Origin of the sequence: Trichocoleus sp. DQ-A2, assembly GCF_039961915.1 — a bacterium.
Lineage (GTDB): Bacteria > Cyanobacteriota > Cyanobacteriia > Cyanobacteriales > FACHB-T130 > FACHB-T130.
On record NZ_JAMPKD010000014.1, the window covers coordinates 76,309 to 89,286 of the forward strand.

14 protein-coding genes are annotated in these 12,978 nt (G+C 49.2%); 9 read left to right on the forward strand and 5 right to left on the reverse strand.

The genetic code is table 11. The features are described 5' to 3' along the window. Positions 1-43 precede the first annotated feature (43 nt). Together NC997_RS15725 and eno are read right to left on the reverse strand one after the other, a co-directional pair. Positions 44-631 carry a hypothetical protein gene (locus NC997_RS15725; protein ID WP_190425659.1) on the reverse strand — a complete coding sequence of 196 codons (588 nt, stop codon included), beginning with the start codon at positions 629-631 and terminating at the stop codon, positions 44-46. A gap of 110 nt (positions 632-741) precedes the next feature. Then, the gene (eno, locus tag NC997_RS15730; protein ID WP_190529929.1) at positions 742-2,031 is read right to left on the reverse strand and encodes a phosphopyruvate hydratase; all 1,290 of its coding nucleotides are present in this window, start codon (positions 2,029-2,031) and stop codon (positions 742-744) included. A gap of 246 nt (positions 2,032-2,277) precedes the next feature. Between eno and gloA the strand changes: the two genes are divergently transcribed. Continuing rightward, a complete protein-coding gene (gloA, locus tag NC997_RS15735; RefSeq protein ID WP_190413304.1) occupies positions 2,278-2,709 on the forward strand; it encodes a lactoylglutathione lyase in 432 nt (143 codons plus the stop codon). Positions 2,710-3,009: 300 nt separating this feature from the next. Here the strand turns inward: gloA and NC997_RS15740 are convergent, their stop codons facing one another. Beyond that, complete coding sequence (locus NC997_RS15740) at positions 3,010-3,741, reverse strand: carbonic anhydrase (protein WP_190529931.1); 732 nt, start codon at positions 3,739-3,741, stop codon at positions 3,010-3,012. 196 nt (positions 3,742-3,937) lie between these two features. Here NC997_RS15740 and NC997_RS15745 point away from each other — a divergent pair, with 196 nt between their 5' ends. From NC997_RS15745 to ndk, 6 genes are all read left to right on the forward strand, one after another. Then, the gene (locus NC997_RS15745; RefSeq protein ID WP_190529933.1) at positions 3,938-5,371 is read left to right on the forward strand and encodes a carotenoid oxygenase family protein; all 1,434 of its coding nucleotides are present in this window, start codon (positions 3,938-3,940) and stop codon (positions 5,369-5,371) included. 784 nt (positions 5,372-6,155) lie between these two features. Continuing rightward, positions 6,156-6,305, forward strand: coding sequence for a hypothetical protein (locus tag NC997_RS15750; protein WP_190432246.1), 150 nt, complete (start codon positions 6,156-6,158; stop codon positions 6,303-6,305). Positions 6,306-6,374: 69 nt separating this feature from the next. Beyond that, positions 6,375-7,739 carry a tRNA (N6-isopentenyl adenosine(37)-C2)-methylthiotransferase MiaB gene (miaB, locus tag NC997_RS15755; protein ID WP_190413310.1) on the forward strand — a complete coding sequence of 455 codons (1,365 nt, stop codon included), beginning with the start codon at positions 6,375-6,377 and terminating at the stop codon, positions 7,737-7,739. 29 nt (positions 7,740-7,768) lie between these two features. Beyond that, a complete protein-coding gene (locus tag NC997_RS15760; RefSeq protein WP_190529935.1) occupies positions 7,769-8,377 on the forward strand; it encodes a hypothetical protein in 609 nt (202 codons plus the stop codon). Positions 8,378-8,499: 122 nt separating this feature from the next. Then, the gene (locus tag NC997_RS15765) at positions 8,500-9,630 is read left to right on the forward strand and encodes a D-alanine--D-alanine ligase family protein (protein WP_190529937.1); all 1,131 of its coding nucleotides are present in this window, start codon (positions 8,500-8,502) and stop codon (positions 9,628-9,630) included. Positions 9,631-9,862: 232 nt separating this feature from the next. Continuing rightward, positions 9,863-10,312: a nucleoside-diphosphate kinase gene (gene ndk / locus NC997_RS15770; RefSeq protein WP_190413315.1), complete on the forward strand. Its 450-nt coding sequence runs from the start codon at positions 9,863-9,865 to the stop codon at positions 10,310-10,312. A 75-nt stretch (positions 10,313-10,387) separates the two neighbouring features. Here the strand turns inward: ndk and NC997_RS15775 are convergent, their stop codons facing one another. Next, the gene (locus NC997_RS15775; protein ID WP_190413317.1) at positions 10,388-11,107 is read right to left on the reverse strand and encodes a TerC family protein; all 720 of its coding nucleotides are present in this window, start codon (positions 11,105-11,107) and stop codon (positions 10,388-10,390) included. 254 nt (positions 11,108-11,361) lie between these two features. On the opposite strand from NC997_RS15775, the gene psaM reads away from it, so the two are divergent. Beyond that, positions 11,362-11,457, forward strand: coding sequence for a photosystem I reaction center subunit XII (gene psaM / locus NC997_RS15780; RefSeq protein ID WP_190413318.1), 96 nt, complete (start codon positions 11,362-11,364; stop codon positions 11,455-11,457). A 242-nt stretch (positions 11,458-11,699) separates the two neighbouring features. After that, entirely contained in the window at positions 11,700-12,089 is a 390-nt protein-coding gene (locus NC997_RS15785; RefSeq protein WP_190413320.1) for a hypothetical protein, read from the forward strand. 50 nt (positions 12,090-12,139) lie between these two features. Here NC997_RS15785 and NC997_RS15790 read toward each other — a convergent pair whose 3' ends face one another. Next, positions 12,140-12,856 (reverse strand): tetratricopeptide repeat protein, encoded by a 717-nt coding sequence (locus tag NC997_RS15790; RefSeq protein WP_190413322.1) that lies wholly within the window; start codon positions 12,854-12,856, stop codon positions 12,140-12,142. Between the last annotated feature and the right edge of the window lie 122 nt (positions 12,857-12,978).

Below are 12,978 nucleotides of genomic sequence, written 5' to 3' on the forward strand. Positions count from 1 at the left end.
AATGTGAATGAGTTTATGTGAAAAAATACTCCAAATGCTTTGATTACGGCACTAATTGAAATGAGCCGAAAAACTTTTGAACATCCTTGGTATTTGAACCAAGCGTACTGACTTGATACAGCCGCTTGTTCACCAGAAAAATCCGACATTGACCAATAGAACCGTCCGAATCTTTATACTTAATTTCTCTGCCGGGACTTCCATGCAGTGAAATTGGGCGCTGAGCGATTAACTTCGCGCCATCCGTTATATAACCCTCAGTCGCCGCATCCAAGAGTTCTTTAGCCTCTAGCCGATCGATCTCGTTGGCAAAGTCAGCATAGGAGACTAAAAAGACACCATCCGACGTAGCGGCTGTAAACAAATGCTGCTCAACGTCACCTTCTTCAGCTTTTTCGGTATGTGTTTCTTCCTCTGGGGTTCCCGGCATTAGCACCACAAAGCCTCCTTCAGAGGAAGAAAACTCCTGCCAATCCTCTTGAGCGTCTGGCGTCGTTTCAGCAGCGCCGATGAGCTGACAGTTATTACAGGGTTGGATTTGAAGTAATGGTCTAACTGCTTCGGCGCGGACGGCTGCTGACACAGACAGGGGAGCAAATAGGGTGGCGATCGCTAGGATTTTTAGTTTCATATTGAGTTGTGCAAAAGTCGGTCAATCCTTTTATAGACAACAGACAAATTGACTGAATTCCTGAACGAGCCACCCGATTATCTGGCACAAACTGCCCGAATTAATCCGCTTTAGCGGGGGCCTAGCCCAATGGTAGCGGCATAAACTGCGCGATCGCCCAATTCATCTTCAATTCGCAGCAGTCGGTTGTACTTTGCCACCCGTTCGCTGCGACAAAGCGAACCTGTTTTAATTTGTCCGGCTCTCGTGGCTACGGCTAAATCGGCAATCGTGGTGTCTTCAGTTTCGCCGGAGCGATGGCTGATGATTGACCGGAATCCGTTGCGAGTAGCGAGTTCAATGGTTTCCAGAGTTTCCGTGAGAGAACCAATTTGGTTGAGTTTAATCAGGATCGAGTTAGCGGCGGCTTGCTCGATGCCTTTTTGCAGGCGGATGGGGTTCGTGACAAACAAATCGTCGCCGATGAGTTGAACGCGATCGCCCATTTTCTCGGTTAATAGTTTCCAGTTTTCCCAGTCTTCTTCGTGCAGTCCGTCCTCAATTGAGACAATCGGATATTGTCCTACCAACTTACCCAGATACTCAATAAAGTCAGCCGGGGAGTGAGATGAGCCATCGTAGACATACTGCCCTTCTTTATAGAACTCACTGGCAGCAACATCTAGCGCCAGCGCCACGTCTTGTCCGGGTTTATAGCCAGCCTTTTCAATCGCCGCCACTAATAGTTCCAAAGCCGCTTGATTGGACTCTAAATTAGGAGCAAAACCGCCTTCATCGCCAACGCCAGTCAGCAAGTTTTTGTCCTTTAGAACTTTGCTGAGAGCCGCAAACACCTCGGCACCCCAACGCAGCGCTTCTTTAAACGAAGACGCCCCGACTGGCACAATCATAAATTCTTGGAAATCCACGTTATTATCCGCGTGGGCACCGCCATTGATCACGTTCATCAACGGCACCGGCAGCACATTCGATAAGGGACTCCCAAGATAGCGATAGAGCGGCAATTCCAGAGCCGCTGCACCCGCTTTGGCAGTTGCCAGGGAGACGGCGAGGATGGCATTTGCTCCCAAATTCGATTTATTTTCCGAGCCATCCAGCTCAATCATCGTGCGGTCAACCAAAACCTGATCGAGCGCATCCATCTCCAACAACTCAGGAGCAATTTTCTCCTCGACATTCTGGACGGCTTGGAGGACGCCTTTGCCACCGTAGCGGCTGGCATCCTCATCCCGCAGTTCGTGGGCTTCAAAAGTCCCTGTAGAAGCGCCGCTGGGAACCTGAGCCAATCCCATCACACCGTTGATCAGATAGACTTCGGCTTCCACTGTGGGACGCCCCCGCGAGTCGAGAATTTCACGAGCCACAATGGCGTCGATGGCAGTATCTGGCGTGTTAATCATTCCGTTTCACCCTTCAGTAGCAAAATTGCAAGTGTCTCACACATCAGCAAACCTTAGATAGGCTTTTTAGCCAGCTGGTTATAGCGGTGGTCATCCCTTGTCGAAAACACCTAGCGTGGCTGAATGTAATATGGTTTCTATGGTGGCGTGGGTTGTTGTGTAAAGATCCCGATCGGGGATTGAAATAGAATACGTCCTGAGCGGACACTCAAACGTCATATTAAAAAGGAATTCGGGATCAAAACGATGCGAATGCTACATACGATGTTGCGAGTCGGCAACCTAGAAGAGTCTTTGAAATTTTACTGCGACGTGCTGGGCATGAAGTTACTGCGCCGCAAAGATTATCCGGATGGGAAGTTCACGCTGGCATTTGTGGGTTACGGTGACGAATCTGACCATACAGTTGTGGAACTAACCTACAACTGGGGCGTAGAGCAGTATAACCTGGGAGATGCCTACGGTCATATAGCTCTTGGCGTTGATGATATTTACGCCACTTGTAACGAAATCAAGGCGCGTGGCGGCAAAGTGTCGCGGGAACCGGGGCCAATGAAGCACGGTTCCACGGTGATAGCTTTTGTGGAAGACCCAAATGGCTACAAGATTGAGCTAATTCAGCTAGGAACTCAGGGATCTGCCCAGAAGTCAGAAACCGCTGAAGCAGCAAGTCGGTAGGTTTTAAAAGTAAGCGATCGCATATTTCTAAACCTTTGAGACGTGCGATCGCAGATTTCCTTTTAACGCCGATCAAGTTGGAATTTTTGATCTCAAATTCCTTTTTAATATCAAGACCGTGAGGCGTAATTTTGAAGCCGATAGCCCCCTTAATGTGGAGGCTACAAATTACCATTGCACAAATGAAAGTAAAAATACCTAAAAATCCAACCCCTATTAGAGGCAAGGATTTTCAGGTTGCTGGTTCCTAATAATTGAAATTGCAGATACCAGCAGATAAACGCTTGATAACCCACACCTTTATCTCGCGGCAGAACCCCTGTAAATTCGTTCTGCTTGCTCCGGAGATAACAGCATTGAGGCAATTCGCTCAGGTTTAGGCTCTACAGATTCATCCTGATTGGTGGAAAGTTGACTGTAGAGTGGCAGGTACTCCTGACGAATCGGATCGTATCCCCAAACATCTCCCGTTTCAATGTGATAAATCCAGGCATGGAGAGACAGTTTGCCTCGGTGAAGTTTAGCGCGAATTGCTGGATAAGTCCGCAGATTTTCAATTTGCGTTAACACATTCTCAGCAATCGTGGCTTCCAGAAGTTCTTCACCTGAAAGGTCTGTGTAGTTCTCTTTAATTAGCCGACGTGTCGCTTCTGCGTGCTTTAACCAGTCGTGAACCAAGGGCATTTCTGCCGCCAAACTGTCCAATTTTAACAGTCCCTTCATTGCACCGCAGTGAGAGTGACCGCAGACAACAATTTGCTGAATATCTAAAGCATGAACGGCGTATTCAACGCTTGCGCCTTCGCCGCCATTCGTTGCCCCAAACGGCGGAATCAGGTTGCCAGCATTACGGATGACAAACAGTTCGCCGACAGCCGCTTGAGTAATCAAATTCGGATCGATGCGAGAATCAGAGCAGGTGATGAACAGTACCCTCGGTTTCTGACCGTGAGCGAGTTGCTCAAACAATTCCTGGTGTTCGCTGAAGTAGTTACTTTGAAACTCACGCAGCCCTCTAATCAGTTTCTTCATATAAAGCCAATTTTTGCTCTAGCGATCGCGATCCCTTCCCTCTAAATCATAGGAGAGCGCGAGACACAGGTCGGCGCTACGCGATCGCGCTTCCTCTGATATCCCAACATTCCCGCAAAATCGTTCACACTCAAGAAAGACTTTGCTTAACAGTTCTTAATTTTACCCTTCTTCTGTTGCTTTCTATTCCTGAACTATGACCACAGCCACGAAACCGTCAACCCGTAAAGCTTGGGCAAATGCGATCGCCCAACCTGCACAAGAATTTCCCCTGACTCCCCTCCCACTCCTTTCCGGCAACATACCGGAAGGTTTGCGCGGCACCCTCTACCGCAACGGCCCAGCCCGCTTAGAACGTGGCGGCATCCGGGTGGGACACTGGTTTGATGGGGATGGTGCGATTCTAGGGGTGCATTTCAGCGATGCTGGTGCCTCTGGTGTCTATCGCTACGTTCAATCAGAGGGATACCAAGAGGAAGCCAAAGCGAATCAATTGCTCTATGGCAACTATGGCATGACCGCACCAGGCCCCATCTGGAATCAATGGTTCAAACCGATTAAAAATGCCGCCAATACCTCGGTACTCGCTTTGCCGGATAAACTGCTGGCACTGTGGGAAGGCGGCAAACCCCACGCCCTCGACCTGCAAACCCTGGAAACTTGGGGATTAGATGATTTATCGGGACTGAGTGACGGATTACATTATTCCGCTCATCCCAAGCGCGACGCCCAAACTGGGGAAATTTTTAACTTTGGGGTTTCCCCCGGACGGAATGCAACGCTGAATATTTATAAAAGTGACTCTACAGGCAAAATTCTGCAAAAGGGGGCAGTTCAACTAGATGGCATCCCAATGGTGCATGATTTTGTCCTCGCTGGGCAGTATTTAGTCTTTTTCGTGCCGCCAGTGCGAGTGAACGTGCTGCCGTTGCTAACAGGCATGAGCAGCTATAGCGATGCGCTGGAGTGGCAACCAAACCTCGGTACTCAGTTTTTGGTTTTTGACCGCGAAACCCTGTCGTTGGTGAGTCGTGGCGAAACTGAACCCTGGTATCAGTGGCACTTTGCGAACGGCTATGTAGATGCCAGCGGGTCAGTGATTGTGGATGTTGTCCGCTACGAAGACTTTCAGACCAATCAGTATCTCAAGGAAGTCGCGACGGGTGAAACTCGGACTCCTGCCAAGAGTACGCTGTGGCAAATCCATCTCAACCCGGCAATTAGCCAGGTAACAAGCATCAAAGAAGTCTTAGATCGGCACTGTGAGTTCCCGGTTGTACCACAGCATCTGGTTGGTCAAGCTTCGCCCCAAACCTATCTATCGGTACATCGGCAAGGTGTAGAGATTAGCCAAGAACAATTTGGCGCGATCGCTCGTTTTGACGCCAAAACTGGCACCCTAGAGGAAGCCGATTTGGGTGAGAATCGCTATCCCTCAGAACCCATCTATGCCCCTGATGCCCTGAATCCCGAACAGGGTTGGGTGTTAACGGTGGTGTATGACGGCAACACCGACACTAGCGAAGTCTGGATTCTGAATAGCGATCGCCTTTCGGAGCAACCTGCGTGTCGTTTGGGATTACCCAGTGTCATCCCCCCTAGCTTCCACGGCACCTGGAAACCAGCTTAGGAGTCTATCAACGTTGTTTTGAAGTCTCTTTGAAGTCCTCTGTAGGGGCGCAAGCAAGAGTGCCTCTACAGACTCTTAAGGCGCGAAATCTCGCCTTTTTTTATCATCTGGCGACTTTTTCATCAACCCAGAGAGCGATCGCCCGCCTCGCTAATTTCCAGGGTTACATCTACAATTTTTTTGCTAAGTAATTAGCTGATTTTTATAAACTAAGGCAAAGTAGGCGAATTCAAAAAGATAATATAAAAAGCCCGCTTTATTCAAGAAAACGGGCTTTTAAAATTTGGCGATTATTTGGCTGATGTTGACTGTTTTAATCCTCACAGAAAATAGAAAAACCGACCTGTAGAACTAGGGGAAGCTGGGTTGCGATTCTATGTCAAATCAAGATGAAACAACCCCCTCAAAGCGGCTTCAGAATTTCCTCTTCCTCTTCGTCCGCTACCGCGATGGGCACTGTCCTGCCTTGAATCATGAGTAAATAAGTGTTTTTGGGTTGAATCTGCTTGGTGCAAATTTTCCGAGCGATCCCGAAGGTTTGGTAAATTCACCGCGAAGCCAGTAACTAATAGGCTTGATAAGAAGAGGGAGCTGTAAAGGCGCATAGTAGATGTCTCGTCAGAGCTTCTATTGCCTGATTCGGACTCTCTGATGCATAATCAGGATAAAATTGCAAAACAATTTGAATAACTGAGTTTAGGATGCTGTAATTTATTGCGGAATTCGTAGAATAAACGTCCTACTTTGTTCCCGCAATTTTTTACAAGCGTCAGAAAATATAGGCTTGCCTGAAGATTCAAGAACGCTGACTCACCGCTGCTTGGGTTATAGGTGCTTGGATCGTGGGTGCTTGGGCACCGTGAGAGCGATCGCTCTCGAACTTTGGCAACGCTTACGGGCAGTTCTGGCAGTTTTAGATGTAAAGACGCGATAGCTGTATTCTCCAGATAGGTACTATAGATATACAGTTCCGATTATTTTCATTGATTTGTTGTAGCCGTCCATGACCACTTCTCCCCGCCGGTATCACATCACCACCTTTGGCTGCCAGATGAACAAAGCCGACTCAGAGCGTATGGCTGGCATCCTGGAAAATATGGGCTTTGAATGGTCAGAAGAACCTGAAAATGCAAACCTGATCCTCTACAACACCTGCACCATTCGGGATAACGCCGAGCAAAAAGTTTATTCCTATCTAGGCAGACAGGCGAAGCGCAAGCACGAACAACCAGATTTGACACTGGTAGTTGCGGGTTGCGTCGCTCAGCAGGAAGGGGAAGCACTGTTGCGGCGGGTGCCAGAATTAGACTTAGTCATGGGACCACAACACGCCAATCGCCTCCAAGATTTGCTGGAACAAGTTTTCAACGGCAATCAGGTAGTGGCGACTGAGGCAGTTCATATCATTGAAGACATCACCAAGCCGCGCCGCGACAGTAAAGTGACAGCTTGGGTGAATGTAATTTACGGCTGCAATGAACGCTGTACGTACTGCGTGGTTCCCAGCGTTCGCGGCGTCGAGCAATCGCGGACTCCAGAAGCGATTCGTGCCGAAATGGAGGAAGTCGCGCGGCAAGGATATAAGGAAATCACCCTGCTGGGGCAAAATATCGACGCCTACGGGCGGGATTTGCCAGGAATCACGGCAGAAGGGCGTCACCAGAATACGCTCACAGACTTGCTTTATTACGTTCATGATGTGCCGGGAATTGACCGGATTCGCTTTGCAACCAGCCATCCGCGCTATTTCACCGAAAGGTTAATTCGAGCTTGTGCCGAATTGCCCAACGTGTGCGAACATTTCCACATTCCCTTCCAGTCAGGAGATAACGAGATTCTGAAGGCAATGGGACGGGGTTATACCCACGAGAAATATCGCCGCATCATTGACACGATTCGCCGGTATATGCCAGATGCCTCGATTAGTGCGGATGCGATTGTCGGGTTCCCTGGAGAAACCGAGGAACAGTTTGAGAATACGCTGCGGCTGGTGGAAGATATTGGTTTTGACCTGTTAAATACGGCTGCTTATTCTCCGCGTCCGGGAACGCCAGCAGCCCTGTGGGAGAATCAGCTGAGCGAACAGGTAAAAAGCGATCGCCTTCAACGTCTCAATCATTTAGTTTCAATTAAAGCGGCTCAAGCGTCCCAGCGTTACTTCGGTCGCATCGAAGAAGTCTTGGTAGAAGATCAAAATACCAAAGATCCCACCCAGGTGATGGGACGTACGCGGGGCAACCGTCTCACCTTCTTTACCGGCAACATTGCCGAACTCAAAGGTCAAGTGGTGAAAGTCAAAATCACCGAAGTTCGCGCGTTTAGTTTGACCGGGGAACCATTGGAAGTGCATCAGCCAGTGCCGGTATAAGATTTTTAGGTGGATCGGAGGATTTCGCGGTGCTAGCATCTGCTATGAAAACATTTATCACCTTGTGGAAACTTGAAGTAAGCTCCCGCCTCCCACTCCTCCGGCGAGACTTGCAAGAAGCGGTTTATCTTCCCCCTCGCATTGCTTACACTTTATACAACGCGCTGATATTGGTGTATTGGACGGCAATTGCTACGGGAAGCATTGCTTGGTTGACTTGCCGCTTTACTTACTTACTCGGTGTTAGCACTCGTCAACTGATTCTTCCTAAACAGGAACCGCTTCAGCTCAAGGGTAAAAAACCCCCGGTTCAGGCGATTCAGACTGGCACCGCCACGGCACCCCTCCCCACCGCTAAACCAAGCATCCAGGCTTCCACCGCCACAACCCCAGTCCCCACGGCAACACCCACCATTCAGGCTCCCCCAGACCTGACGCCAGTCGCTCGCGCACCTCTAGCCGTGGAAAAAATCGCACTGAGCGAGTTGACCACTACGGCGGCTCAAAAGGTCAAAGCAGCAAATCCCGATCGGGTCGTCCTGGCGCGACCTTGGGGCAGAGGATGGCGGATTGCCGTGCTGGAGCCGGAAGAAGCGATGACTGTCCAACGTCCCTGGAAACTCGTTGTCCGCTCCTGAGCGAGGCAAATAACACTGGCATCATAACAAAGAGGGTTGAGGGAGTTTCCGTATCGGAGTTCGTCTCACGCCTCTAGGCTGTAGTAAACTATCGGCGGTGTGCAGTGTCAGGAATATCCGAAATGAATAAAATGCGGGTGGGATTGCTGTTTGGGGGCTGTTCGGGAGAACATGAAGTTTCGCTAAGTTCGGCACGGGCGATCGCGCAAGCTTTGAGTGCCGACCAAAACAGCGCTAAGTACGAACTCCTGCCTTTCTACATCCACAAAGATGGACGTTGGCAAGCCGGGGAAGTGGCTCAACAAGTTTTAGCATCTGGAAGACCCCCGGAATCCCAACTGGCCTCAGAAAATTCTCCGCAAAAATTACCCAGTAACGAAAACGCATCACCGAATACCGAACTTACAATCCCATCGCCAGGCCTCAATCGTTGGCAATCTCCCCCCCAAGCTGCTGAGGTAGATGTCTGGTTTCCCATCCTCCACGGCCCGAATGGGGAAGATGGCACCATTCAGGGAATGCTTAAATTAATGCAAGTGCCTTTTGTCGGGACTGGGGTTTTAGGTTCTGCGATGGGAATGGACAAAATTGCCATGAAAATGGCATTCGCCAATGCAGGATTGCCTCAAGTGAAATACATCACCGTTAATCGCTCGCAAGTGTGGTCGAATCCCTGTGTTTTCCCCAAGCTTTGCGAACAAATTGAAGCGACACTCGGTTATCCCTGTTTTGTGAAACCGGCGAATTTAGGTTCATCGGTGGGAATTTCCAAAGTGCGATCGCGTGCTGAGTTAGAAACCGCCCTCGATAACGCTGCCAGCTACGACCGTCGCTTAATTGTGGAAGCAGGCGTGGTGGCGCGGGAGTTAGAATGTGCCGTTTTGGGGAATGACAATCCCAAAGCTTCTGTCGTTGGAGAAATTACCTTTGACAGTGATTTTTACGACTACGAAACGAAGTACACCGAGGGACGCGCGGATTTAGCGATCCCCGCGAGAGTGCCAGATGCCGTTGCCACTCAAATCCAAGAAATGGCTCTTCAAGCGTTTGCCGCAGTTGATGGGGCTGGTTTGGGGCGGGTGGACTTTTTCTACGTTGAAGCCACTGGCGAAGTATTGATTAATGAAATTAATACCATGCCTGGTTTCACGGCAACGAGTATGTATCCCCAACTTTGGGGGGCGACGGGTGTTGCTTTCCCAGAATTAGTCGATCAACTGATTCAATTAGCCTTAGAACGTCATAACGGGTAGATCGGCAGCAATCCATTTAAACTTTTAACGCAAAGGTAGGCGAAGGAAACCGCAAAGGAACGCCAAGGGGGATTTGGGTGAGATGCTCAATTTGGCAGTGTCAACGCGGTGGGAATTTACTTAAAGTTGATCTTCTTATCCTTTTGCGTAAACCTTTGCGCCCTTTGCGTTAAAAAGCCTTCTAGTCTAATCTGTGTTTTGTATCAGTTTGTAAAATCTAAAGGAGATAAACTTGGAACGGACATTTGTCATGGTCAAGCCTGATGGTGTACAGCGCAACCTCGCGGGTGAGGTCATCCGGCGCTTTGAAGCCAAAGGTTTTACTCTGGTTGGCTTAAAGTTGATGAGTGTGAGCCGGGAACTGGCAGAGCAGCACTATGACGTACACCGAGAAAGACCGTTTTTTGCGGGTCTGGTCGAGTTTATCACCTCTGGCCCAGTAGTCGCGACGGTATGGGAAGCCGATGGAGTGGTCGCAGCCGCTAGAAAAATGATTGGGGCGACTAACCCACTGACCGCTGAACCGGGTACAATTCGCGGCGATTATGGAGTCAGTATTGGTCGCAACCTCATCCACGGTTCCGACGCTATCGAAACCGCGCAGCGCGAGATTGCTCTGTGGTTTAAAGATGAAGAACTGGTGAGCTGGAAGCCGAGCTTGACTTCCTGGATCTACGAGTAAATCACCAACGGCTAATCGCGAACGGCGTTTAAACAATGTGCCATCGGCGATTAGCCATTTTCAATCTTTTTTTGCCTAACGCTTTTGCTCTTCCTTCTGCTGAATCTCTGCGGTTTGCTCAGCGGGGACGCGCTGAGAAAATCCCCAGGCAAATATCACCCCAATACAGGCAATGGTTAACCACTCTGGCGGCACTAAATCTGGTTGAATCGCTTTGCAGAGCAATCGCAATCCGACAAGGGCAACGGTGATATAGCCAGCATCCTGAAGATGGACAAATTCATCCAGCCAACGGATGAATAAGCCAGCCATAAACCGCAGCGTAATCACTCCAATCGTACCTCCGGTGAGAACCAGCCAGGTATCTTTAGAAATTGCGATCGCTGTAGTGACGCTATCGAGGGAAAAAGCTAAATCGGTGACGGCGATTATCGGAATTGCATGCCATAGAGAAGCAAATCGCGGCCCATGATGTTCCTGAGCTTCCCCTTCATCAGAAGTAAAATACTGAAACACCAGCCAAAGCAGATAGAGTGCCCCTAATAACTCAAACTGCCAGAACTGAATTACCCAGGTTGCTGTCAGAATCAAAGTGATTCGGAGGATGTAGGCAACTGCTAATCCAAAGTTGAGGGCGCGACGCTGGAGCGTGCTGTCTTCTAAGCCTTGGGCAATAGCTGCTAGGGCGATCGCGTTATCCGCTGACAGCACTGCCTCTAATACAACTAGAACAAGCAGTACAAGGGGAGCTTCAAGTCCCGGATTGAGCGGAGAGTTCAGGATTTGGTCTAGCATTCACGCAAGCTTCAAACTGGAACTATCAAACTAAAAGCAAAAATTAACTGGCTAAATTGTGCCAAAATGATTGCTGTCTTAATTAAGCTTAACCTTTGTCGGGAAAATTTAGTCGAAAATTCCATTAAGCAAGCCAAACAATGGAGCTAGAATTTTTACGCGGCTGTGTTGCATCTTGTTACAAGATGGTTATATTGGGCATAATTTAGCCGAAATTGTTGAACTATAAACCTGAAATAAGGAGTTGGTAAACGATGTCGATATCCGATACCCAAGTGTATATTGCTTTAGTTGTGGCGCTGTTTGCTGGCATCATGGCATTCCGGCTATCAACGGAACTGTACAAGTAGATGTCACCCCTTGCTAGGGAATAGCCGCTGATGGCAAGAGAGAGTGAGGGAATGAGAGGGCTTTAGTACACATCGGCTCCCCTTCTCCCGCTCCCTCTTCCCCTGGTTTCTAGTCCTTAGCATCCAATCCCTAGCTTCTTAATTCACTTGCAGCAACTCTAGGCAGGGGTACCTCCCTTAAAGCCTTTGACATCTATCGACAGACATAGTGGCGCTTGCGTCCAGAGTGGTATCCTGACACCATGAATGCTATTGAACCCTCACAACCTCATCAGCAACCGGCACCAAACAGCCGGATAGTTCCTCGGACGCGGCGACAACCGCGACGCCATCCTAACCGAGCGATCGCAATAGAAACGACAGCTAAATTAGCAGTAAATGTAGTGCTTTCATCGGCAGCGATCGCCGCTCTCGTGCAACTTTTGCCTTATCACCTGTCCCAGCAGGCAAAGCTAGGAGAAATCCGACAAGAAGTGAAGCGCACAGAAAAACGAGTCAATCGTTTAAGTAATAACTTCAGCCGCTACTTCGATCCCCAGCAAGCCAAAAGCGTGATGCAGGAACAAAGCCATCGAGTTGACCCTTCTCAGCGTCCAGTTGTGTGGCTGGATAACAATACGACTGATGAGTAAAAATTCAAAATATTTTGAATTTTGAATTTTTTTGAATTTTAAATGGTTCCTCAAGCGCTGATAGGTTTCAGCAGTTGGTTCATCCAATTTTCGACTTGCAAGCGCAAGCGTCCGGCAGAACCAAAAGGAGCAAGCACAGCCAAAGCATTTTGATAATCAGCGATCGCGCAGTTCCAGTCGCCGTGCAGATGATGGGTACGACCCCGCTCTGCGTAGATATTCCCTTGTAGCTGACCTAATCTCAGCACTAGGTCAAAATTTTCTAACGCCAAGTCGTAAAGTCCCAGATCCCGAAAGGTGATCCCTTGGTTGATCCAAGCCCGAACGTTGCCAGGGTTGAGATCCAGGGTCATCTCGTAGTCCGCGATCGCTTCTGCCAACTGTCCTAAAGAAGCGTAGTAGTTGGCGCGATTGTTGTAAACACTGTCCAAGTGGGGATCGAGTTCCAACGCCGTGTTATAGTCGGCGATCGCTTGCTCCTTTTGACCGTTCTGGAAATAAATCAACCCCCGGTTGTTATAGTCAGTGGCACTGCTGGGGTTCAGTTCGATGAGAGTCGTCAGGATAGCGATCGCGCCGTTGCGATCGCCATGTTGAGCTTTTTCCTTTGCTAAAGCGCGTAGAGAGCGCAGGGATTGGTTCTGGTGTCCTCCAGATACCGAGGTGACTAGATTAAAACGCCTTGGAACTGTGCCGGTGGTCAATGAAACCGGCGAACCGTTTTGGTGTTTTGCCTGGTCTTGAAAATTGATTGCGCGAGCGTTCATAATCATCCTCAAGGGTACCTTGGACTTCTCTGGAATCTACTTTAGCGGCTTCCTATTCGTTGCCGGGGTGTTCTGTGTCACTGCTTAAAGCGTCTTCCAGCACTGGAGCGATCTCCTATACC